The 21,933-nt window shown below is 73.9% G+C and carries 18 protein-coding genes; 10 read left to right on the top strand and 8 right to left on the bottom strand.

Translation table 11 applies throughout. The features are described from left to right. Positions 1 to 114: 114 nt before the first annotated feature. Entirely contained in the window at positions 115 to 1,077 is a 963-nt protein-coding gene (locus tag ACQEVZ_RS44060) for a hypothetical protein (RefSeq protein ID WP_433379144.1), read from the top strand. Between the two features lie 41 nt (positions 1,078 to 1,118). Here ACQEVZ_RS44060 and ACQEVZ_RS44055 read toward each other — a convergent pair whose 3' ends face one another. Both ACQEVZ_RS44055 and ACQEVZ_RS44050 read right to left on the bottom strand, forming a co-directional pair. Beyond that, a complete protein-coding gene (locus ACQEVZ_RS44055; protein WP_354901958.1) occupies positions 1,119 to 1,832 on the bottom strand; it encodes a hypothetical protein in 714 nt (237 codons plus the stop codon). Next, complete coding sequence (locus tag ACQEVZ_RS44050; protein WP_433379141.1) at positions 1,829 to 5,788, bottom strand: CHAT domain-containing protein; 3,960 nt, start codon at positions 5,786 to 5,788, stop codon at positions 1,829 to 1,831. Before ACQEVZ_RS44050 ends, ACQEVZ_RS44055 begins: the two co-directional genes overlap by 4 nt. Before the next feature lie 89 nt (positions 5,789 to 5,877). On the opposite strand from ACQEVZ_RS44050, the gene ACQEVZ_RS44045 reads away from it, so the two are divergent. Continuing rightward, the gene (locus tag ACQEVZ_RS44045; protein WP_433379138.1) at positions 5,878 to 6,699 is read left to right on the top strand and encodes an NAD-binding protein; all 822 of its coding nucleotides are present in this window, start codon (positions 5,878 to 5,880) and stop codon (positions 6,697 to 6,699) included. On the opposite strand, the gene ACQEVZ_RS44040 is transcribed toward ACQEVZ_RS44045, so the two are convergent. After that, positions 6,690 to 9,023 carry a glycoside hydrolase family 3 C-terminal domain-containing protein gene (locus ACQEVZ_RS44040; protein WP_433379135.1) on the bottom strand — a complete coding sequence of 778 codons (2,334 nt, stop codon included), beginning with the start codon at positions 9,021 to 9,023 and terminating at the stop codon, positions 6,690 to 6,692. The genes ACQEVZ_RS44045 and ACQEVZ_RS44040 overlap by 10 nt on opposite strands. A 326-nt stretch (positions 9,024 to 9,349) precedes the next feature. Here ACQEVZ_RS44040 and ACQEVZ_RS44035 point away from each other — a divergent pair, with 326 nt between their 5' ends. Genes ACQEVZ_RS44035 through ACQEVZ_RS44015 form a run of 5 tightly spaced genes read left to right on the top strand, consistent with a single transcriptional unit; the run spans position 9,350 to position 17,076 of the window. Next, on the top strand, positions 9,350 to 11,017 hold the full coding sequence (locus tag ACQEVZ_RS44035; protein ID WP_433379132.1) for a hypothetical protein: 1,668 nt from the start codon (positions 9,350 to 9,352) through the stop codon (positions 11,015 to 11,017). Positions 11,018 to 11,030: 13 nt separating this feature from the next. Beyond that, complete coding sequence (locus tag ACQEVZ_RS44030) at positions 11,031 to 11,993, top strand: ABC transporter permease (protein WP_344506779.1); 963 nt, start codon at positions 11,031 to 11,033, stop codon at positions 11,991 to 11,993. Then, positions 11,990 to 12,916: a carbohydrate ABC transporter permease gene (locus tag ACQEVZ_RS44025; RefSeq protein WP_344506777.1), complete on the top strand. Its 927-nt coding sequence runs from the start codon at positions 11,990 to 11,992 to the stop codon at positions 12,914 to 12,916. Before ACQEVZ_RS44030 ends, ACQEVZ_RS44025 begins: the two co-directional genes overlap by 4 nt. A 3-nt stretch (positions 12,917 to 12,919) precedes the next feature. Next, positions 12,920 to 14,818, top strand: a complete 1,899-nt coding sequence (locus ACQEVZ_RS44020; protein ID WP_433379127.1) for a beta-galactosidase — start codon at positions 12,920 to 12,922, stop codon at positions 14,816 to 14,818. Continuing rightward, a complete protein-coding gene (locus ACQEVZ_RS44015; RefSeq protein ID WP_433379124.1) occupies positions 14,815 to 17,076 on the top strand; it encodes a glycoside hydrolase family 95 protein in 2,262 nt (753 codons plus the stop codon). Before ACQEVZ_RS44020 ends, ACQEVZ_RS44015 begins: the two co-directional genes overlap by 4 nt. A gap of 14 nt (positions 17,077 to 17,090) precedes the next feature. On the opposite strand, the gene ACQEVZ_RS44010 is transcribed toward ACQEVZ_RS44015, so the two are convergent. Together ACQEVZ_RS44010 and ACQEVZ_RS44005 are read right to left on the bottom strand one after the other, a co-directional pair. Further along, the gene (locus ACQEVZ_RS44010; protein ID WP_433379121.1) at positions 17,091 to 17,483 is read right to left on the bottom strand and encodes a hypothetical protein; all 393 of its coding nucleotides are present in this window, start codon (positions 17,481 to 17,483) and stop codon (positions 17,091 to 17,093) included. Between the two features lie 73 nt (positions 17,484 to 17,556). Beyond that, positions 17,557 to 17,982 carry a MarR family winged helix-turn-helix transcriptional regulator gene (locus ACQEVZ_RS44005; RefSeq protein WP_433379118.1) on the bottom strand — a complete coding sequence of 142 codons (426 nt, stop codon included), beginning with the start codon at positions 17,980 to 17,982 and terminating at the stop codon, positions 17,557 to 17,559. Positions 17,983 to 18,054: 72 nt separating this feature from the next. Here ACQEVZ_RS44005 and ACQEVZ_RS44000 point away from each other — a divergent pair, with 72 nt between their 5' ends. Further along, a complete protein-coding gene (locus ACQEVZ_RS44000) occupies positions 18,055 to 18,888 on the top strand; it encodes an SDR family NAD(P)-dependent oxidoreductase (RefSeq protein ID WP_433379115.1) in 834 nt (277 codons plus the stop codon). Here the strand turns inward: ACQEVZ_RS44000 and ACQEVZ_RS43995 are convergent. Further along, the gene (locus ACQEVZ_RS43995) at positions 18,836 to 19,384 is read right to left on the bottom strand and encodes a hypothetical protein (protein WP_433379112.1); all 549 of its coding nucleotides are present in this window, start codon (positions 19,382 to 19,384) and stop codon (positions 18,836 to 18,838) included. The two genes, ACQEVZ_RS44000 and ACQEVZ_RS43995, sit on opposite strands and share 53 nt — an antisense overlap. A 77-nt stretch (positions 19,385 to 19,461) precedes the next feature. Between ACQEVZ_RS43995 and ACQEVZ_RS43990 the strand changes: the two genes are divergently transcribed. After that, positions 19,462 to 20,202, top strand: a complete 741-nt coding sequence (locus ACQEVZ_RS43990) for an ArsR/SmtB family transcription factor (RefSeq protein WP_433379109.1) — start codon at positions 19,462 to 19,464, stop codon at positions 20,200 to 20,202. Here the strand turns inward: ACQEVZ_RS43990 and ACQEVZ_RS43985 are convergent. Further along, complete coding sequence (locus ACQEVZ_RS43985) at positions 20,199 to 20,633, bottom strand: MerR family transcriptional regulator (RefSeq protein WP_433379106.1); 435 nt, start codon at positions 20,631 to 20,633, stop codon at positions 20,199 to 20,201. The two genes, ACQEVZ_RS43990 and ACQEVZ_RS43985, sit on opposite strands and share 4 nt — an antisense overlap. A gap of 59 nt (positions 20,634 to 20,692) precedes the next feature. Here ACQEVZ_RS43985 and ACQEVZ_RS43980 point away from each other — a divergent pair, with 59 nt between their 5' ends. After that, a complete protein-coding gene (locus tag ACQEVZ_RS43980) occupies positions 20,693 to 20,890 on the top strand; it encodes a hypothetical protein (protein ID WP_433379103.1) in 198 nt (65 codons plus the stop codon). Positions 20,891 to 20,895: 5 nt separating this feature from the next. On the opposite strand, the gene ACQEVZ_RS43975 is transcribed toward ACQEVZ_RS43980, so the two are convergent. Beyond that, positions 20,896 to 21,918, bottom strand: a complete 1,023-nt coding sequence (locus ACQEVZ_RS43975; RefSeq protein ID WP_433379100.1) for a GGDEF domain-containing protein — start codon at positions 21,916 to 21,918, stop codon at positions 20,896 to 20,898. Positions 21,919 to 21,933: the final 15 nt, after the last annotated feature.

Here is a 21,933-nt window from a genome sequence, read left to right as displayed (position 1 = left end):
GCACGTCGACGCCGTCACCGCGCCCCTGGTGACCAGCGGCGTGCTCACCCGCCGGGACCAGGGCGCGATCGTGCGCGCCGCCTCCCGTTCTTCCGTCTCATGAGGAGCCGTTCCATGCGTCGTTCTGTCATCACGGTCGCCGCCTTGTCGCTCGTCGCGGTGTTCGCCACCCCCGCGGCGCAGGCGAACGCGGGCCTGATCACGTACTGCGTCGGCACCGGCGGCGCCGTGACCGTGCCCAACGACCTCTACGTGCCGGCGGGGGAGTCCTGCTCCCTGGAGGGCACGACGATCACCGGCAACGTCCAGGTGGCGGCCGGCGCCAACCTGGTCGTCTCCGGCGGCACGATCAGCGGCGAGGTCCGGATCGCCGCCGACGGCTACCTGGACGCCACCGGCACCAGCATCGGCGGCCAGGTCGTGCTCGCCGCCGGCGGGTTCGGCGTGTACCTGCGCCAGGGCAGCAGCGGCACGGTGACGGTGCGCCCGAAGGGCACCGCCACCGTCGAGGGCTTCCTGTTCGTGGAGGGCACGAAGGTCAACGGCAGCGTCAGCGTCAACGTCGGCGAGGCCCGCCTCGACCAGCTGACCGAGGTCACCGGCAACGTCAGCAGCAGCGGCGCGTACTACACCGACGTGCACGACTCGTTCGTCGACGGCACCCTGTCGGTGCTGAACAACTCCACCGGCAGCGTCGTCTGCGGCAGCGCCGTGAAGGGCAAGGCGACGTTCGCCGGCAACCTCGGCGGCGTCCAGCTCGGCCCGAACGGCACCCTCGACGGCTGCGCGTCCGGCGGGTACTGGGGCCGCGACGTCAGCATCACCAACACGACCGGCGGCGTGTCGCTCGAGGACAACATCATCAGCGGCCAGCTCCAGCTCGGCGGCAACACTCCGGCGGCGCGGGTCGGCGCCGACAACCGTATCCGCGGCGGCGTGACCGGCGAGCAGTCCCAGGCCGCGGCCCGCGCCTCGCTCGTCGCCGCCGACCGTGTGTCAGTGGGTGAGACCCACGCGACGACCCGCCGCACCGGCGCCGTCGACGAGGCGGTCGCATCGGGCCCCGCCGCCCTCTGACGCACCATCGGGAAGGGCCGCGGGCATCGCGCCCGCGGCCCTCAGCCGAAGGCGACGCTCGCCGCCGCGGGCACGTCGGTGACGGCGGCGGTGTAGCGGAACACCTTCAGGCGGCGGCTGCGGATCGTCGCGCCGATCTGGATCGAGGCGGTGCCGCGGGCGCCGGCGGCGATGTCGGCGACCAGGCAGAGGGTGTGCACGCCGCGGATCTGCAGGGCGTCGGTGCGGTAGAACACCCAGCGCGGGTCGCTGGTGCCCTCGTTGAGCGCCTCCAGGGTGACGTCCTGGCGGGTGTAGGTGACCTGACGCTCGGTGCCGCCGCCCGCGCCCGCCTCGAGGTTGGCGCCGGGGACGCCGAGCTTCAGGGTCGGGCTCAGCGTCACCTTCCGGCTGACCGGGACCGGCTCCGCGGCCGTGCGCGGCCGCATCGACCAGGCGACCGGCGGCTCGCCCGCGGCGCCACCGTCGCGGCGGAGGCTGATATCCACCCAGGCCGACTCGAAGGGCTCGCCGTCGTCGTGGGTGAAGCTGGTCGTGATGGTGAGCAGATGGAAGGTGGACCCGGTGCGGGCCCGCAGGAACGGCCGGGTCTGCTCGTCGACGGTGTCGACGGTGAGCGGCAGGACGACGGGCAGGCCGACGGCGAGGCGGCCGGTCCGCGGTGCGGGCGGGTCGCCGGGGCCGAGGACGGGTCGCTCGTGCGGGTCCAGGCGGACGGCGTGCAGCGGCGCCTCGGGCAGTTCCACGATGGTCATTCGTCGTCCTCACGCCCGGTCATCGGGTGATGTCCTCCGGTCAGGTAGAAGGCGCCCCAGTCCCGGTACTCCGGGTGGTGCCGCCGCGTCGCCAGCTGGGCGGTGCGGAACGCGTCCGCGACGGTGGCGCCGCCGTGCAGCGCGCCGTAGAGCGCGGTGAAGAACGTCGTGCTCGCGTCCGCCGCGACCACCCACAGCGTGCCGATGACCGCGTGCGCGCCGGCCGTCAGCAGCGCCGCCGACAGTCCCCGCAGGTTGTCGCCGGGGTCGATGCGCCCGAGCGACGTCTCGCAGGCGCCGAGCGTGACCAGCTCCAGCCCGCGCAGGTCGAGGGGCACGATCTGGTGGGCGAGCAGCCGCCCGTCACCGCCGTCCGCGGTCGACAGGAACACGGTCTGGAACATGGGCGCGTCGGCGTCGTGCCGGCCGTGCGCCCGCAGGTGCACCCAGCGGCGCTCCCGCAGCGCGGCGAGCACCGCCGCCGGGGTCGCGGCGGCGTCGAGGACGGGGTCGACGCCGAGGATCGCCCCGATCGCGAACCCTTCGGCCGCCGACGAGGCCAGGGTCGGCAACGCCGGCTGGTCCTCGTAGCCGAGGGCGAACACGGCCGCCCCGTCGCGGCGAGGCCCGGTGCCCGCGACGTGGAACAGCTGGGCGAGGTTGGCCAGGTAGCTCACGGCGAACCGGTCGGCCAGCGGCTCCCCGTCGGCGCCGGCCAGGTGCAGCGGCGCGAAGTGCAGCGCGCCGTGCGGGTTGACGAGCAGCCGGGCGATCCCCGCGTCGCGCAGCTCGCCGGCGGCGTCGTGCACGGCGCGCAGCGCCCAGGCGTCGAGCCGCGCGAGCTGCTCGGCACCGTCGCGGCTGACCGGGCGCGGGGCGGGCTCCTCCTGCACGGCACGGCGGACGGCGTCGACCTGAAACCCGAGGTGCGGCACGTGGACGCGTTGCCGGCCGTCGTGGCCGAGGGCGATGACCGGCTCGGCGAGGTGCGGCGCGTCGCCGACGGTGATGCTCAGGTGGCACCGGTCGCGGGTGAGCAGCAGCCCGTACATGGCGGATCGCCCGTCGTGGGCGCCGTCGTAGAGCACCAGCAGCGCCGTCCGCGCGTCAAGGGCTGCGGCGACGTCGCCCAGCGCCGGGACCGCGCCGGAGGAGCCGTGCGGGGTGACCGCGGCGAGGATCTGCCGCTCGGCCGCCCGCCGCAGGTTGGCCAGCGCGCCTGCGGGGTTGTCCGTCGCCGAGGTCTCGTAGTCGCTCGTGTACGCCGTCAGCGTCAGCCCGGCGTCGATGTGCTGCTCCGGCGCGGTGGCGGGCAGCAGCGCGGCCCGGGAGACCTCCTCGGCGAGCATGGCCCGCAGCAGCGGGTCGGGCGTCCAGCCGGTCGTGCCGCCGGTCAGCTGCGCGGCCGTCCGTCGCCCCTTGGCCGTCAGCAACAGCTGCAGCACCACCTCGACGTCGAACTCGTCGCGCGTCGCGGCCGGCAGCAGGAGCCCGATGAGGCTCTGGATCGCGGCCGGTCCGGCTTTGGGCGCCGCCAGCTCCACGCGCAGCGCTCCCGCCGCGCACCACCTCGCGACGGCGGGCAGGTCCACCGGGTGGCCGTCGCGCATCAGGTCGGTGGCGCAGGTGACGGCCCGCAGGACCTCGCCGGCCACGGGCACGGCGGCCGCGGCGTCGGCGGCAGCCAGGAACCGCATGACGGCCGCCGGGTGGTCGCCGTCGCGCTCGTGGGCGAGCCCCTGACCGAGCAGCAGCTGTCCCTCGACGAAGCCGTACGCCTCCGCGCGGGCGACCGTCGCCGATGGGGCCGCCGCCCGCAGCGCGGCCAGGGCGCGCAGCCCCGTGGCGTCCTCGTCGTGCCGCACCGCGGCGACGGCCAGCAGCGTCAGCGCGGCGGGCGACCGGTCCGCCAGCACCTGTTCCCGCGCTTCCCGCAGTCGCTCCGGCGAGTCGAGCACCGTCCACAGCGCCGGTGGCGTGCCGGCCCGTGCCAGCAGGGCGAGGGACCTGATGTAGTGGGCGGTCCGGCGGCCCTCGTCCTCCCAGACGACGGCCAGGTCCCGCTGCCGGTCGAGCAGCCGCAGCGCGCGGGCCGGGTCGGTCCGCTCCAGCACGGCGGAGGCCGCGGTGGCGGCGTCCCACGCGTGGACGGGCCGGACCGTGTACGCGTCCCAGCCGGTCTCGAGCCGGTCGACCAGGTCCGCGACCGCCGGGTCCACCGCACCGGCGGCGCGGGTGAGCGTGGCGGCGACCGCGAGGCGCAGCGGGACGTCGTCGGCGGGCAGCGCCGCGAGCGCCCGCCGGCAGACGTCGGCCACCTCCGGTCCGGCGGCCGGGCCGCCCAGCCGCTCCCGCCAGTCGAGGGCCTCGCCGAGCGCCTTCAGCACCGGCCCGCGCCGCTGCGGCGTGACCAGGAGCAAGGCGGCGCGCAGGTCGTCCGCGGCGGCCGTCAGCGCCTCGACCGGGTCGGGCCAGCGCAGCGGCGGCGGCTGCCGCTCCGGCCCGGGGCCGAGCGTCTCGGCGACCGCCAGCTTGAGCCCGGGATCGGGGTCGGCGGTGTACGCGCCGGCCACCCAGTCCTGAAACGCCTGGGCGTGCAGGCCGTCCGGGCCGCGCCCGTAGCAGTCGAGGACGAGGGCGCCCCGTCGCTGCAGCACAACGCCGCGGGCCTGCGGCAGGCCGAGCTCGTCGGCGAGGTCGAGTGCCTCCCGTGCGGCGTCGCCGGCCGCCGCGTAGAGCCGGATGTCGCCGCCGCGCTGGAGCAGGGCGTGCGCCTCGACGATCAGGTTGGCATCGGCCTGCAGCAGCACGAACCCGGACTCGCGCCGGTCCGCCACGCCGGACCGGTGGGCGCCGCGGACGGCGGCCGCGGCGACCCGCCCGAGCCGCCAGGCCGCCACCGGGTCGGCGCCGACGAGCTGGAAGGCGGCGTCGGCCTCCGACGACAGCAGCTCGATCGAGTACGCGCCGGCCTCGCCGCGCTGCCGGGCGATGTCGCACGCCTCGTCCAGCGGCACCTCGCCGCTCGCCACCGCCGCGACGATCGCGTCGAGGCCTGCGGCCGGCCGCACCGAGCGCAGGAACTCCAGGGCGGCGAGCCGCTCCGGCAGGTCCGGGTCGTCCGAGGGGGTCGCCTCGATCGAGCGCCGGGCCGCGTCGATCGCGTCGTCCAGGTCGGCCGGGTCGTCGCAGTGGTCCGCCCGCGTCCCGAGCGCCAGGGCCAGGTTGAAGAGCCTGCCCGCGTACACCGGACCGGCCGGCTCGGTGCCGTCGACCGCGGACCGGGCGGCCCGCACCGCGCCGTCGATGTCGGCCTGGTCACCGGCCTGGTCACCGGCCCGGTCGCCGGCGCCGACGAACCGCGTCCGCAGCACGTTGGACAGCAGCGACAACAGCCGGAGCCGGCCCGGACCGTCCGCGTCGCTCGCCGCAGCGGCGGACCGGAAGGCGTCGGCGGCGGCGTCGAGGTCGTCGCGGGCGAGGTCGCGCCCATACCGGCGCCAGAGCGCCTCGCCGAGCTCGCCGAGGTACTGCCACCGGTAGCGGTGGCCCGGCGGTGTAGCCGCCACCGCCTGCCGCGCGGCGGTCACCGCGCCGTCGACGTCGCCGCCGGTGAGCGAGGCCCTGCTCAACGCCGCCAGCATACGCGGCAGCTCGGGGTCCGCCGGGTCCGCGGCGGCGACGGCCCGCGCGGCGGTGTCGACCATGGCGGCCAGGTCGGCGGGGTCGCCGTGCTCCTGAAACCGGGCCTGCAGGCAGAGCCGCAGCAGGGTCAGCCGGGCGGCGAGCTCGGGGTGACCGTCCACAGTGACCGCGACCGCCCGCCGGAGCGCGTCGGTAGCGGCGTCGAGGGCCTCCGGCCGGTCCGTCCGCCAGTACTCCGCGAACGCCGCCGTGCCCTCGGCCACGAGCGTCTCCGCCGGGTCCCCGACGTCGGAACGTGTCCGCTCAGTCACGATCACATTCTCGACGGTGCATCGACGTTCGGGCAATGCACCGGAGCGACTTCCATTGGATACGCTGTTTCCCTTCAGGGAGGGTGCGGATGCGGTACGTCGTGATCGGGTGCGGCAACGTCGGGATGGAGCTGGCCGGGCGGTGGTCGGCGGCGGGGCACCACGTCGTCGGGACCACCACGTCGCAGCGGCGGGTCGCCGAGGTCGGAGCCGTCTGCGCCGACGTCGTCGTCCTGCGCGGCAGCGACGAGGGCGCGGTCCGGCGGGCGACCCGGGACGCGGATGCGGTCGTGCTCACCGTCAGCCCGCGGGTCAGCCGAGGGTTCGACGCCCGCGAGCGGGTCGCGGAGTACGCCGACACGCTCACCGCCTCGGCGGCGACCGCGGCCCGCGTGCACCCGCGGGTCGTGTTCACCAGCTCCGTGTCCGTCTACGGCGCCGGTGAAGGGGCGGTGGTCGACGAGGAGAGTCCGCTGACCGTCAGCGACGACGCGTCGCCGCGCAACTTCATCGCCGCGGAGCGTGCCGTGCTGGGCGGCGACAACGGCGCCGTGGTGAGGATTCCCGACGTGTACGGGCACCCCCGCGACCTCGACTACCCGTCGCGGGTCAGGATGGCGCACGAGCTGCTCGGCGGCAGCGTGCCGTTCGCGCCGGACGCGCTGCTGTACCGCATCGACTACCGCGACGCCGCCGCCGCGCTGGACCTGGTCGTGTCGGCGGGGCTCGCGGGCGTCTACAACGCGGTGCCCGACGCGGTCCTCCCGCCCACGAACCGGGAGGCGTTCGGCGCGATCTGCGCCGCCGAGGGCCGGCCGGACCTCACCTACCGGAGCGAGATCTGGACCCCGGTCGTGCCGGTGTCGTCGGCGAAGCTGCGCGCTGAAGGCTTCGCCTTCACCTACTCCTGAACCGTCACGGTGCGGCTGGTGGCGGGGCCGGTGTGGAACGTGTACTTGCCCGGCGGGGTCACGAAGCCGCCGGACCAGTACGCGAGCGCCGTCAGCGGCACGTCGAAGCGGACCTCGCGGGACTCGCCCGCCGCCAGCGGCACCCGCTCGAAGCCGACCAGCTTCCGCGCCGGCGCCGGGACCGGCCAGCAGTCCGGGGTGACGTAGAGCTGCACGACCTCGTCGCCGGCGCGGTCGCCGGTGTTGGTGACGGTCACCGTGGCGGTCAGGCCCGCCTCGGCCGCCACGCCTGACTCGGCCGGCGTGACGTCGAGGGTGTGGCTGAAGGTGGTGTACGACAGGCCGTGGCCGAACGGATACAGCGGCTCGCCGCGGTGGTACTGGTAGGTCCAGCGGGACCCGATGATGTCGTAGTCGGCGGGGTCCGGCAGGACGGTGTCCGCGCGGTACCACGTCTGCGGCAGCCGGCCGCCGGGGTTGTGAGCGCCGAGGAGGGTGCCGGCGACGGCGGTGCCGAGCTCCTGGCCGGCGTGTGAGGTCCACAGGATCGCCGGCACGTGCTCCTGCGCCCAGTCGATCGCGTACGGGTAGCTGGACACCAGCGCCAGCACCGTGTGCGGGTTGGCGGCCGCGACCGCCCGCAGCAGCCGCTCCTGCTCCGGCGGCAGGGCGAGCGAGTCGCGGTCGACGGTCTCGCGGCCGTTGATGTGCGGGTCGTTGCCGAGCACCACGACGACCCGGTCCGCGGCGCGGGCGGCGGCGACGGCCGCGTCCACGCCGGACGTCACCAGCTCCCGGACGAACCGCAGCGCACCGTCCGTCGCGCCCGCGACCAGGCGACCGTCGGGGCCTTCGCTCACGTACCGGCCGAGCGCGTTGGACCAGAGCAGGAACTCGCCGGGGCCGGCGGGGTGCAACTCCCACAGCTCCCGCACCACCCACCCGTCGGGAGTCACCGCGGTGGCGGCGACCGCGTCGTCGTCGCCGACGGTCAGGTAGCGGCCGGAAACGGTGTCCTGCAACGTGTGCACGGCGACCGGGCACTGCACGCTGGTGCCCCAGTCGTGGTGCGCGAAGACCGTCCCCTCGCCCAGCGTCCCGTCCGCGCCGAGGTGCCGTCCGTCCGGTGTGGACAGCCTGACGTGGTCGGCGCCGTCCACCGTGGATGCGGCGCCGAGGGCCGACGCGACGGTGACCGCGTAGGGGAGGGTGCCGCTGTACCAGTCGGTGAGCACCCGGTCGCCGAGGTGCCCGATGACCGCGACGTGGCCGGGATCCGCCCACGGCAGCGCGCCGGGGGAGTTCTTCAGCAGCACGATCCCCGCGTGGGCGGCGCGAGCGGCGAGCCGGGCGTGCGTGTCGCAGGCGATGACGTCGCGGCGGATCCCGCTGTACGGGTCGTGCGCCGGGTCGAACTCGCCGGTGCTGGCCCGCATCCGCAGGATCCGGCCGACCGCGGCGTCGACGTCGGCCTCCGTGATCAGACCCTGCCGCAACGCCGACGTGAACCGGGCGATCGTCGGGCCGCTGTCGGGCCCGTTGTCGGTGTAGCTGTCGACCCCGGCGCGCAGCGCGGCGGCGTGCGACTCGGCGTGGCTCGTGAAGTAGCGCTCGGTCTCGACGAGGTTCGACGGTGCCTGCGCGTCGGAGCACACCACCAGGTCGGGCGCCGCCGCGCGCAGCACCGACGCAAGCAGCGGGTGCACGTGGTTCGGGACGCCGTTGACGAGGTTGTAGGCCGGCATCACCCCGGCGGCCGCGCCCGCGCGCAGCGGCGCGAGGAACCCGGGCAGCTCGTACTCGTGCAGGACCCGCTCGGGGACGGTGACGTCGACCAGGTCCCGGGCGGTCTCCAGGTTGTAGGCGAGGAAGTGCTTGAGGACCGGCGCGGTCCGCCACACCTCGGGGTGCGGGCCGCGCAGCCCTGTGCAGAACGCGACCGCGAGCTCGGCGGTGGCGAACGGGTCCTCGCTGTAGCCTTCCTCGTTGCGCCCCCACCGGGGGTCGCGCAGCAGGTTCACCACCGGCGCCCACACGTTGAGCGAGGCCCGCCGATGCGGCTCCGGCGGGTCGTGGTGGAAGGCGCGGACCTCCGTCGAGGCGGCCTCGCCGACCGCGCGCACCAGGTCCCGGTCCCAGCTCGCGCCGAGCCCGACGGCCTGCGGGAAGACGGTGGCCCGGCCGAGCCAGGCGACGCCGTGCAGCACCTCGCAGCCGGTGTGGAACGCGGCGATCCCGAGCCGCGGCACGGCGGGCTGCGACTGGTGCAGCATCGCGATCTTCTCCGCCAGGGTGAGCTGCCGCAGCAGGTCCGGCTGAGTCATGGGTCCCCACTCTGCAGGAAGACGGGCGCTGTCGAAGCGCTTCGATGATCGGCCGCCTGGCGGCGGCTGTCAAACGACACGAAACTTTCACGCTCCGTGGCACGGTTCGCGCGGTGGGACGGGGGTCGGCGTCGATGTCCTTGTCGGACGCCGATCGATGCCCTACGGTCTGGCAGTCGAACGTCGTCGAAGCGCTTCGACAGCGCCCAGCAGCACCTCGGCAGCACTTTGACGGCAGTCCGTGCGCACCGTGCCCCCGATCGCCCATCGTGCACCTCGATCACCCGGAGGGTGGAACCACCATGCAAAGCGGAGCGACCCCGGGGATGAGCCGGCGAAGCCTGCTCACCTCCGCCGCCGTCATCGCGGCCGTGCCGCTGCTCGACGCCTGCGGCAGCCCCAAGGAGAAGGCCTCGGGCACCACCGGCGAGGGCGACCTGGCCAAGGCCCTGCCCGCCCACGCGGCGAGCGACCTGGTCAAGCCCGACATCCCCGTGGTCGCCGGCGCCAACGGCGCGTCCACCGACCCGGCGTTCCTCGCCTACCCGGCCAACCCGCCCAAGACCGTCACCGGCCAGGTCGGCAAGGGCGGCACGTACGTGACGATGACCCCGCTGTGGGGCGCGATCCCGCCCTCCAGCGGCAACGCCTACTACGACGCGGTCAACAAGGAGCTCGGCGCGACCGTGAAGCTGCAGCCGGCGGACGGCAACACCTACGCCGACCTGCTACCGCCGCTGTTCGCCGCCGACAAGCTCCCCGACTGGATCAACATCCCGACGTGGACCATGACGAAGCTCAACTTCGGCGAGGCGGTCCGCACGAAGCTGGCCGACCTGACCCCCTACCTGGCGGGCGACAAGATCAAGCAGTACCCCAACCTCGCCGCGCTCTCCACCAACGCGTGGGTCGCCGGGGTGTGGAACGGCAAGCTCTACGGCCTGCCGATCTACTCCTCCAACGCCGTCATCGCCGGCATGTACTACTACCGCAAGGACCTCTTCGACAAGGCCGGCGTCTCCGCCGACGTCAAGAGCATCGCCGACCTCGAGGCCGTCGGGAAGGCGCTGACCAACGCGAGCGCCGGGCAGTGGGCGTTCGACGACCTGTTCGGCAACGACGCCGCCTACATCTGCCAGCTCTTCGGCTTCCCCGCCACCGGCTACCCATGGACCGCGGACTCCGCCGGCAAGCTGCAGCACCGGTACGAGACGGAAGGCATCGTCGAGGCGCTCAACTGGCACGCCAAGATGGTGAAGGCCGGCTACCTGCACCCCGACGCCGTCGCCAACAACAGCCAGAACGGCAAGCAGCGCTTCTGGAGCGGCAAGGTCGCCGTCTGCGCCGACGGCACCGGCGCCTGGAACGGCGACGACGCCAAGTCCGGCGCGGCCGCCACCCCCGGCTACAACCGGCAGGCGTTCAAACTGTTCAGCGCCAACGGCGGCAAGCCCACCGTCGACCTCGGCAACGGCGCGGGCATGTACAGCTTCTTCAACAAGAAGCTCAACGACGGCCAGATCAAGGAGCTGCTGGCGATCGCCAACTACCTCGCCGCGCCATACGGCTCCGCCGAGTGGCTGACCGTCAACTTCGGCACCGCCGGGACCCACTACACGATGACCGACGGCAACCCGCTGCTGACCGAGAAGGGCAGCAAGGAGATCGCCACCACCTACCAGTTCCTCGCCGGCCCGGCGTCGGCGAGCACCGTGCAGTCCGGCGCGGTGCAGGTGACCAAGGACGCCGCCGCGTGGCAGGCCGACATGGTCAAGTACGTGGTGAAGCCTCTGTTTTACGGCATGAACGTCAGCGAGCCGGCCCAGTTCTCCTCGCTCAACCTGCCGATGATCGACACGATCACGGACGTGAAGCTCGGCCGGAAGCCGATCTCGGCGTGGACCGACGCCGTCGCGAGCTGGCGCAAGCAGGGCGGCGACGACCTGCGCAAGTTCTACGACGGCATCCGCGAGAAGTACGGCACCGGCAAGTGAACGCAGGGACCCGGTGACGCTCACCAGGCCGGCCGCGGTGACGCGGCCGGCCACCGTCGCGCGGCCGGAGAAGCAGTGGCGGATCCGGCTGCGCCGCGACCGTTCACTGCTGCTCATGACGCTGCCCGCTGTCGCGCTGCTCGCGGTGTTCGCCTACGCGCCGATGTTCGGGCTCGTCACCGCGTTCCAGAGCTACGACATCTACTCCGGGTTCTGGTACAGCCCGTTCGTCGGGTTCGACAACTTCGAGCGGCTCCTCACCGACTCGATCTTCTGGCACGCGCTGAGCAACACCCTCGTCATCAGCGCCGTGCAGCTCGTCCTGTACTTCCCGGTGCCGATCGCGCTCGCCCTGGTGTTCAACGAGGTCACCAACGCCCGGATCCGCTCGTTCGTGCAGTCCGTGGTGTACCTGCCGCACTTCTTCTCCTGGGTCCTGGTCGTCACCGTCTTCCAGGAGATGCTCGGCGGCGCCGGCGCGCTCAACACGATGCTGCGCCGGCACGGCTGGGCGACCTGGGACATCATGACCAACCCCGACGCGTTCAAGTACCTCGTCACCGCGCAGGCCGTGTGGAAGGAGGCCGGCTGGGGCATCATCGTCTTCCTCGCCGCGCTCGCCGCCATCGACCAGAACCTGTACGAGGCGGCCGCCGCCGACGGCGCCGGGCGGTGGCGCCGGCTGTGGCACATCACGCTGCCCGGCATGCGCGGCGTCATCATGCTCATGCTCGTCCTGCGCCTCGGCAACGCCCTCACCGTCGGCTTCGAGCAGATGCTGATCCAGCGGCAGGCCGTCGGCCGGGACGCCTCCGAGGTGCTCGACACGTTCGCCTACTACTACGGCGTCGTCAACAACAACTTCAGCTACGGCGCCGCCGCCGGCCTGTTCAAGGGCGTCCTGTCACTGATCCTGGTGCTCGCCGCCAACAAGCTCGCACACGCCTTCGGCGAGGACGGACTGTACCGGAAATGACCGCTGTCACCCCGAGGCGCCGACACGCCGGACCCGTCTGGGAGGAGCCGCCGACCGCGGCCGGCAAGGCCGGCAAGGGCGTCGTGCTGCTGCTCGTCGTGGCGGTGATCCTGGTGCCGCTGTACTCGATCGTGCTCACCAGCTTCTCCACCCAGGCGGCGATCAACGAGGCCGGCGGGCTGGTCACGGTGCCGGCGGAGCTGACGGTGGAGGCGTACCGGCAGATCTTCACCAACCAGCTCGTCACCCACTCGCTCCTCGTCAGCCTCGTCCTCACCGTCGTCGGCACGGCCCTGTCGATGGTGGTGACCGTGCTGTGCGCCTACGGGCTGTCGCGGCGCGGGTCGCTCGCGCACCGCGGCATCCTGCTGTTCCTCGTCGTCACCATGTTCTTCAGCGGCGGGCTCATCCCGTCGTTCCTCGTCGTCACCGCCCTGGGCGGCTACGGCGAGTACTGGACGATGGTCCTGCCGGCCGCGGTGTCGGTGTTCAACATCCTGGTGATGCGCGGCTTCTTCAGCAGCACCGCGCCGGAGCTCATCGACGCGGCCCGCATGGACGGCGCGGGGGAGTGGCGCATCCTGTGGTCGGTGGTGCTGCCGACGTCCCGGGCGGTGACCGCCGTCATCGCCCTGTTCTACGCCGTCGGCTACTGGAACTCGTTCTTCAACGCGCTGCTCTACCTGCCCGACAACGGCAAATGGCCGCTGCAGATGATCCTCTACACCTACACGTTGCAGGGCAGCGCGATGCCCGGCGGCGGGGTCACCGGCACCGGGCAGTACGCCGGCCATCAGCAGATCGCCCAGCTGTCGCTGCAGATGGCGGTCGTCACGCTCACCCTCATCCCGATCGTGGTGGCGTACCCGTTCGTGCAGCGGCACTTCACCAAGGGCATGCTCACCGGCGCGATCAAGGGCTGAGCGGTGCCGGGACTGCACGACGTCACGCGCGGGCGGCTGCTGTACGGCGGCGACTACAACCCCGAACAGTGGCCGCCGCACGTGTGGGCCGACGACGTGCGGCTCATGCGGGAGGCCGGCGTCAACCTCGTCACCGTCGGCGTCTTCGCGTGGGCGGCGCTGCAACCCGCCCCGGACCGCTACACGTTCGACTGGCTCGACACGGTCCTGGACCTGCTGCACGGCGGCGGCATCGGCGTCGCCCTCGCCACGCCGACCGCCTCACCGCCGCCGTGGCTGGGGCACCGGCACCCCGACACGCTGCCGCAGGGCCCCGACGGCATCCGCCGCCTGTACGGGTCGCGCAACCAGTACTGTCCGTGCGCCCCCGCGTACCGGTCCGCCGCCCTGGAGATCAGCGACGCGGTCGCGGCCCGCTACGCCCGGCACCCGGCGCTGCGCCTGTGGCACATCGGCAACGAGTACGGAACCGTCTGCCACTGCGGGCACTGCGCCGGCCGGTTCCGCGGCTGGCTGCGCGACCGGTACGGCGACCTCGACGGCCTCAACGACGCGTGGGGCACGGCCGTGTGGTCGCAGCGGTACGGCGACTGGGCGGAGGTGCTGCCGCCGCGGCGCGTCCAGTACGTCATCAACCCGCTGCAGGACCTGGACTACCAGCGCTTCTGCGACGACATGCTGCTGGAATGCTTCACCGCCGAACGGGACGCGGTCCGCGCCCACAACCCGGCGGTCCCGGTCACCACCAACTTCATGGACCTCTACCGGCACACCGACGGCTGGCGCTGGGCGGCGGCCGAGGACCTCGTGTCGCTGGACACCTACCCGGACCCGAACGACCCCGCCGCCGCGATGCGCGCGGCGATGTCGAAGGACGTCGTGCGGTCCCTCGGCGGCGGGCCGTGGCTGCTGGCCGAGCAGTCGCCGGGCGCCGCCAGCTGGCGGCCGGTCGCCACCCCGAAACGCCCGGGCCTCAACCGGCTGTGGTCGATGCAGGCCGTCGCCCGCGGCGCCGACGGCGTCCTGCACTTCCAGTGGCGCGCCTCCCGGCAGGGCGCCGAACGCTTCCACGGCGCGATGCTCCCGCACGCCGGCCCCGACTCCCGGGTGTTCCGGGAGATCTGCGCGCTCGGCCGGGAGCTCGCCGGGATGTCCGGGGTCGCCGGCACGCCCGTGTCCGCGGACGTCGCGATCGTGCTGGATTGGGATGCGTGGCGGGCCGTCGAGCTGGACCACCTGCCGCACGCGGAGTTCCGCTACACCGACCGGCTCACCGACTACTACGCTCCACTGTGGAGCGACAACGTCACGTGCGACTTCGTGCCGGGCACGGGCGCGCTCGGCGGCTACCGGCTGGTGCTGGTGCCGAACCTGTACCAGGTGAGCGCCCGCACCGCCGCGCACCTGGCGTCCTACGTCGCCGGCGGCGGGACGCTGGTGGTGGGGCCGTTCAGCGGGGTCACCGACCCGTTCGAGCGGGTGTACACCGGCGGCTGGCCCGGACCGTGGCAGGACCTGCTCGGGGTACGGGTGGAGGAGCACTGGCCGCTGGACGCGCCGATCGCGGTGACGTCGTCGTCGCTCGGCGACTTCACCGCGACGATGTGGGCGGAGTGGACCGAGACGCGCGGCGCGGAGACGGTCGCGGCGGTCGCCGGCGGCCCCCTGGACGGGCGGCCCGCGGTGCTGCGCAACCGCTTCGGCGCGGGGACCGCCTGGTACGTGGCCACGATCCCGGCGCCGGATGGGATGTGCCGGCTGCTGCGCCGGGTCTGCGCCGAGGCGGGGGTGGCGCCGGTGCTGCCGGACCTGCCGCCGGGCGTGGAGGCGGTGCGCCGCGGCGACCTGGTGTTCCTGCTGCACCATGACACCGGCGAGGTCGAGATCCGGCGGGCGTCGTGAACCGGCACCAGCTGTCGTCGCCCGCGCCCGCCGCGGAGTTCCACGACGGGTTCCCCCTCGGCAACGGCCACCTGGGCGCGATGCTGCACGGGCGGCCCGGCACCGAGTGGATCGACCTCAACGCCGACACGTTCTGGTCCGGCGGGCCGCTGCCGGCCGCGCCGGGGCCCGACCCTGGCGTGCTGCCCCGGCTGCGGGAGGCGATCGCCGCCGGGGACCACGCGGCGGCCGAGGTCCTGGCCGGGCAGCTGCAGGGGACGGCGTGGACCCAGTCCTACCAGCCCCTCGGCCGCATCGAGTGGGACTATGCCGCCGCCGACGACGTCACGGAGTATGGGCGCGAGCTGCACCTCGCCGACGCGCTCGCCGTCACCGGCTACGAGACCGGCGGCGACCCTGTGCGGCTCGCCGCGTTCGTCTCGGCGCCCGACGGCGTGCTGGTCGTGTCCGCGACCGGACCCGGCACCCTCGCCGCGGCCGTGCCACCGCGGCTGCGCACGCCGCATCCCGTGACGCCCGCCGTCGTCGACGCCGGCGCCGGGCCGTGCCTGGTGTGGACCGGGCGGGCGCCGGCGCACGTGCTGCCCAACTACGTCCCGGCCGACCCGGGCGTCGAGTACGCCACCGACCCCTGCGACGCCGACGGCACCGTCGCCGCCGGGATGGGCTTCGCCGTCGCCGCCGCCGTCCGGCACACCGCCGGCGAGACCCGGCTCGTCGTCGCGGCCGCCACCGGCTTCCGCGGCCCCTTCGAACGGCCCAGCGCCGACCTCGCTGCGATCGCCGGCGCGGCCCTCGCGTCGGTGACCGCCGCGCTCGGCGTGCCGACGCCGGTGCTGCGGGCGCGGCACGTCGCCGACCACCGCCGGTACTACGACCGGGCCGACCTGGAGCTCCCGTCCGTCGACCGGTTCTTCCACCTCGGCCGGTACCTGCTGATCGCCGGCTCCCGCCCCGGCACGCAGCCGCTGAACCTGCAGGGCATCTGGAACGCCGACGTGCGGCCCGGATGGAGCAGCAACTGGACCACGAACATCAACGCGCAGATGAACTACTGGGCCGCCGAGCCGACCGGCCTCGCCGACCTGCACGAGCCGCTGCTGACGCTGACCCGCGACCTCGCCGCCGCGGGCGCCGCCACGGCCTCCGGGTATTACGCCGCCCGCGGCGCCGCCGCGCACCACAACACCGACCTGTGGCGCTTCACCGCGCCCGTGCCGGGCGACCCGCAGTGGGCGAACTGGCCGTCGGCGCTGCTGTGGCTGTCCGCCCACGTCTGGGACCACCACGACCACGGCGGCGCCGCGGACGTGCTGCCTGTCCTCGAGGCCGCCGCCCGGTTCACCCTCGACATGCTCGTGCCCGACTCTTCCGGCGCCCTGGTGTTCAGCCCGTCCACGTCCCCGGAGCACCACTTCCGGCACGCCGGCGGGCACGCCGCCACGTCGTGGGGCTGCGCGCTGGACCAGGAACTCGCGCGGGAGGTGCTCACCCGGTACGCCGCCCTGACGGGCTCCGCCGAGGCGGTCTCGGCCCTGCGGGCGCTACGACCCGTCCAGGTCGGCACCGACGGATGTCTCCTGGAGTGGTACGACCAGCGCCCACCCCGCGAGCCCGGGCACCGGCACCTGTCACACCTGTACGGACTGTACCCCGGCACGCGGATCACCGAGACCGGCACGCCCGCGCACTTCGAGGCCGCCCGGCGGGCGCTGCTGCTGCGGCTCGCGCACGGCACCGGGCACACCGGCTGGAGCCGCGCCTGGGTGCTGTGCCTGGCCGCCCGGCTGCGCCTCGCCGCCCTCGCCGAGCAGACGCTGACCGCGTTCGCCACCGACCTGTGCTCCGCGTCGCTGCTGAGCCTGCACCCGGACGCGGGCCGCGCCAGCGGCTGGATCTTCCAGATCGACGGCAACCTCGGCGTGGCCGCCGGCATCGTGGAAACCCTGGTGCAGAGCCACGCCGGCGCCGTCAGCCTCCTGCCGGCGCTGCCCCCGTCGTGGCACACGGGCCGCCTGCGCGGTATCCGCTGCCGGGGCGGTCACGTCGTGGACCTTGGCTGGTCCGACGGGCGCCTCTCGGCGGCCCGGATCGTCGCCGGCCGCACCGGCCCGCTCGTGGTGGAGCTGCCGTCACGGCTCGCCGTCACGACCGCGGCCGGCGGCCCGGTGCCCGTGACCGGCGCGCCCGGCGCTCCGGCGGACAGGTGCCGGGTGCGGTGGCCGGCCGTCGCCGGGCAGGAGTACCGGCTCGCCTGACTGCTCGAGTGGTCTCAGGCCGACGGCCAGGCGGGCGGGGGCGGGGCCTGGGTGGGGACGACGGGGCTGCCGGGCGGCACGGGCCGCGGCGGGAACGGGGGCTGGCCCGGCACCGCGAACGGCACCGGCGGGGCGGCGGCGTCGCGCCGGCCGCCGATGGCGCACGCGGCACCCGCGATCATCAGCTCGATGCCGGCCAGGATGAAGTTGGTCGCGATGGTGAGGTCGCCGCCGGACAGCTCACCGCGGCAGTTCTGCGCATCGCCCTGCCGCGCCGGCGGGTAACACGTCCACTGCGCGTTCTTCTTGTCGTCGCCCTCGGCCATCGAGCCGAGCGTGCCGAACGCGATGGCGATCGTGCCCGCGATGATGAACAGGATCTGCATAGCCTTGGCGCCTGCTGACATTCCCGCGACCTTAGAGCAAACCGCCACGCACCGCTGCCCGCCTCGGGGGGCGGAGGCGTCCTGACGGCCGCCGTCAGGACGCGTGTGCGTCGATGCGGGCCAGCAGGTCGCGCAGGGTGTGCCGCTCCGCGGCGGTGAGGTCGGCGAAGACCGGGTTGTCCTCGGCGGTCCGGGCCATGAGGCGGTCCCGCAGGGCCTGACCGTTTCCGGTCAGCGTGATCGCGCGGGTGCGGCCGTCGCCGACGCCCGCGTCGGGGCCGCTGCGGCGCTCGATCAGGCCGCGGGTGACGAGACGGTTGACCAGGTTGGTGGTGTTGGAGCGGTCGGCCCAGATGCGCTCGGCGACGGTGCTGACCGGGACCGGGGTGCCCGGCTCCAGCGCGAGCAGCGCCTTCGCCTCGGCACGGGAGAGCCCGAGTTCGTTCAGGCGGGACGCGTAGTGCTCCGTCAGTCGCTCCACCAGTCGGTACGCGAGAGCGACAAGGTCATCGTCGGCCATGCCGGCACAGTACCGCGCGGCGGAGTGGTATTAATAGTTGTACTACTACCACTAGTTTGGAGCGAACCCCTCGTGCGGACCATCCTCATCACCGGCGCCACCAGCGGCGTCGGCTACGCCACCGCGGCCGCCCTCGCCGGACCCGGCACCCACCTCGTGCTCGCCGGCCGCGACCCGGACCGCCTCGCGGCCGCCCGGGCCCGGCTGCTGCCCGCCAGCGGCCAGGTCGACCACGTCGCGGCCGACCTGGCGGTGCAGGACGACGTGCGGCGGCTGGCCGCGGCCGTCGCCGGGCGGCACCCGGTCCTGCACGTCCTGCTGAACAACGCCGGCGTCACGCTGCCGCGGCGGCAGGTCACCGCGGACGGGTTCGAGACGACGTTCGCGGTCAACCACCTGGCGCCGTTCCTGCTGACGGCGCTGCTGCTGCCGCAGCTGCGGGCGGCCGGCGCGGCGCGTGTGATCGGCGTGACGTCCGCCGCGCACCGGGCCGGCCGCATCGACTTCGACGACCTGCACGGGGTTCGCCGGTACAGCCAGCACAAGGCCTACAACCAGTCCAAGCTCGCCAACGTCCTGTTCGCCCGCGAGTTCGCCGCGCGCACCGAGGGTGCGATCAGCGCCGTCGCCGTGCAGCCCGGGTTCGTGCGCACGGCGATGGTGCCGCCGTTCCCGTTCAACCTCGCCGGCTTCCTGCGGTCGGAGCCGGAGCGGCCCGCCCGTGCCATCGCCGCGATCGCCACCGCGTCCGACCTCGCCGCCGGCAGTGGTGCGGTGTTCGGCGGCGACGGCCGTCCGGTGCGGCTCACGGGCCGGGCCGCCGACCCGTCGACCGCCCGCCGGCTGTGGGACGTCAGCGCCGAGCTGACCCGGCTCGCCGGATCGCGGCCGAGCCGAGGTCGTTGAGGACCGTCATGTCCGCCGCCCCCAGCCGGGCGTCGGACATGATGACGACCACGACGTAGTGACCGGCGGCTGCGACGAAGTACCCCACGTAGCGGTCGCCCTCGTCGTAGTTGCCGGCGAACAGGGCCATGTCCGGCCCCAGGTGGTCCACGGCGACCGGGTCGAAGCCGTTGTCACCCCCGCCGACACCGCAGCGGTCCAGCTGTGCCTTGAGCTCCGTCACGTACGAGCGGGCGCCGTCACCCCGGTAGCGCACGACGTTCTCGTACACCCGGAACCGGTCGCCGTAGTCGGCCGCCTGGCTGTGGCCGGCCACCGGGCGGGGCACCGGCGTGTCCGCGCACGGCTGTGGCAGCAGCGGCCACGCGAAGCCGGCCTCGACCGGCCCGGGCACCGCGCCACCGAGATCGGCCGGCTGGAGCATGACGCGCTGCGGCACCAGCCGGGGCGCCTTCGGTGCCGCTGCCGCGACCTTTTCCGTCGGTGCTTTCTGCATACCCGTACAGATGCCGCAGGCGCCCCGTTCGTTGCGTCGCTTGACAATAGGCAGGTAAAAACCTGCATAATGGGGTCGTGGACCTGGTGTTCAAGGCCCTGGCCGACCCGACCCGCCGGAGCCTGCTCGACAGCCTGCGCCGGCAGGACGGGCAGACGCTGAGCATGCTCTGCGCCGGCCTGTCGATGGCCCGCCAGTCCGCCACGCAGCACCTGCAACTGCTGCAGGACGCCAACCTCGTCACCGTCGTGCGCCGGGGGCGCGAGAAGCTGCACTACCTCAACCCCGTGCCGATCCACGAGCTGCAGCGCCGGTGGATCGCGGCATACGAGGAGCCCCGGCTGCGCACCCTGGACGCCGTCAAACACCTCGCGGAGGGAAGTCCGATGAAGACCGAGATTCCGACGTACGTGTACGTCACCTACATCAAGGCCACCGCTGAGCAGGTGTGGCACGCCCTGACCGACGCCGACCTGACCGCCGAGTACTGGGGGCACGCCAATGTCTCCGACTGGCAACCCGGCTCGACGTGGGAGCACCGCCGCACCGACGGCTCCGGCGTCGTCGACGCGGGCGGCACGATCCTGGAGGCCGTCCCGCCGACCCGCCTGGTCATGACGTTCGACAACTCCACCGTCACGTTCACCGTCGAGCCGAGCCAGGACATCGTCCGGCTCACCGTGACCCACGAGAAGCTGGCGACGAAGGAGGACCTGGACGCGATCTCCCTGGGCTGGCCCGCCGTCCTCGCCAACCTCAAGTCGCTGCTGGAGACGGGCCGCCCGCTGCCGCAGGCCCCGTGGGAGATGCCCGCCTAGCGGGTCTGCGGATCCCTGCCGATCGTCATGAACGGAAACGGGCAGTCGGCGCAGCTGCAGTTGGTCAGGCTGTCGCAGCGGGCGTCGACGACCTCCGCGAGCGTGGCCCGGATCGCGGCGAGGTCGGCGATCTTCGCGTCGACCTCGGCGATCTTGTCCAGCGCGCGCTGCCGGAGGTCCGGGGTCGGGTGCCGGCGGCTCCCGGCGTCGAGCAGGTCGGCGACCTCGTCGAGGGTGAACCCGAGCCGCTGCGCGGCCTTGATGACCGTGAGCAGCGCGACGGTGTCCGGCGGGTACAGCCGGTGCCCGCCGTTGGTGCGGACGGGGTCGGCGAGCAGCCCGCGGCGCTCGTAGTACCGCAGCGTCTGGATGTTCACGCCGGCCTGCTCGGCGACCTCGCCCGAGCGCAACCCCGCCCGCTCCTGTGGCATGGTTGGAGCGTAAACCCGTACCCAGGTACCGGATGCAACCAGCCACGGAGGTCGGGGCGATGGTGGACGAGAGACGGGGACGGGCGAGCCGTGAGCTCGTGTATCACAGCCCGGATGAGCTGATCCCGCCGCCGTGGCCGCCGCAGGAGGGCCTCGATCCGCCCGGTCCCGGCGACGCGTCCGGCGATGCGTCCGGTGCTCGCGAGCCCCGCCGGCCGGACCCGCGCGACGGCTGGCCCTCGACGGGCGGAGCGTAGCCGGGTCAGGGCGCGCGGCGGGCGCGCTTCGCGGCGTACAGGGCGGCGTCCGCGCTGGTGTACAGGTCGCGGGCGGTGTGCGCCTGGCTCGGGGCGTGCGCCGCGCCCGCGCTGATCGACACCGGCACGACCCGCCCGTCGGGGAGCGTCAGCGGGCGGGCGCGCACCGCCTCGACGAAGTCCTTCGCGCGGGCGACGGCGATGTCGAAGGAGCAGCCGGGCATCAGCACCGCGAGCTCGTCGCCGCCCAGCCGGGCCACCACGTCGACGGCCCGGCACCGCTCGCACAGCGTCGCCGCGATGTGCGTGAGGGCGTCGTCGCCGACGGCGTGGCCGTACGTGTCGTTGATCTCCTTGAACCAGTCGACGTCGATGAGCACCAGTGCGGTCTCGGCGGCGTCGCGGTCGACGGCGCGCTGGACCGCGTCGTCGAGGATCCGCCGCGTCGCCAGGCCGGTCAGCGGGTCGACGTCCGCCAGGCGCCGCAGCCGGCCGACGAGCCGGTCCTGGGCGACACCGGCCCGGGCGAGCGCGGCCGCCATCAGCGTGAGCGTGCTGCCGACGAACGCCAGGTCGAGGGCAGCGTCGCCGGCCGGCAGCAGCGACAGCGCGACGACCGCCTCACCGGCGAGCGCCGCGGCGGTGACGGCGACGACGCCCGGGATGCGCAGGTGGACGGCGGCGAAGAGGACCGGCAGGTAGAAATACAGCAGCCCGGTGACGCCGGCGTTGCCCGTGCCGAGGTCCAGCAGGACGATCGAGCCGCACCCGATGACGGCGGAGGGCATCTGCAGCAGCCCGACCGCCCGGCGCGCGCCGGCGAAGAGGAGCACGGCGCACACGGCGGCGAGCGCGGCGCCGAGCGTGGTGAGCACCGGATCGACCGCCCGCGGGCCGAGGACCGCCTCGCCGACGAAGATGACCGACGGCGTCGCCGCCAGCAGGCCCGTCGCCAGGTTGCGCTCGGGGCCGCCGCGGCGGGGCCCGGCGGCCCGCAGCACGGACCTGACGCGCGCGGATGCCGTCACACCTTCAGACGTCTT

The sequence above is a fragment of the Dactylosporangium sp. CA-152071 genome, from assembly GCF_050936335.1.
Taxonomy (GTDB): Bacteria; Actinomycetota; Actinomycetes; order Mycobacteriales; family Micromonosporaceae; genus Dactylosporangium; species Dactylosporangium maewongense.
Note: the sequence above shows the minus strand (reverse complement) of the source record. Positions and strands in the feature narration are given on the sequence as shown.

Coding starts and splice junctions, on each gene's coding strand:
- ACQEVZ_RS44060 (WP_433379144.1), top strand. CDS start 115: ATGCGTCGTTCTGTCATCACGGTCGCCGCCTTGTCGCTCGTCGCGGTG.
- ACQEVZ_RS44055 (WP_354901958.1), bottom strand. CDS start 1,832: ATGACCATCGTGGAACTGCCCGAGGCGCCGCTGCACGCCGTCCGCCTG.
- ACQEVZ_RS44045 (WP_433379138.1), top strand. CDS start 5,878: ATGCGGTACGTCGTGATCGGGTGCGGCAACGTCGGGATGGAGCTGGCC.
- ACQEVZ_RS44040 (WP_433379135.1), bottom strand. CDS start 9,023: ATGACTCAGCCGGACCTGCTGCGGCAGCTCACCCTGGCGGAGAAGATC.
- ACQEVZ_RS44035 (WP_433379132.1), top strand. CDS start 9,350: ATGAGCCGGCGAAGCCTGCTCACCTCCGCCGCCGTCATCGCGGCCGTG.
- ACQEVZ_RS44025 (WP_344506777.1), top strand. CDS start 11,990: ATGACCGCTGTCACCCCGAGGCGCCGACACGCCGGACCCGTCTGGGAG.
- ACQEVZ_RS44010 (WP_433379121.1), bottom strand. CDS start 17,483: ATGTCAGCAGGCGCCAAGGCTATGCAGATCCTGTTCATCATCGCGGGC.
- ACQEVZ_RS44005 (WP_433379118.1), bottom strand. CDS start 17,982: ATGGCCGACGATGACCTTGTCGCTCTCGCGTACCGACTGGTGGAGCGA.
- ACQEVZ_RS43995 (WP_433379112.1), bottom strand. CDS start 19,384: ATGCAGAAAGCACCGACGGAAAAGGTCGCGGCAGCGGCACCGAAGGCG.
- ACQEVZ_RS43985 (WP_433379106.1), bottom strand. CDS start 20,633: ATGCCACAGGAGCGGGCGGGGTTGCGCTCGGGCGAGGTCGCCGAGCAG.
- ACQEVZ_RS43980 (WP_433379103.1), top strand. CDS start 20,693: ATGGTGGACGAGAGACGGGGACGGGCGAGCCGTGAGCTCGTGTATCAC.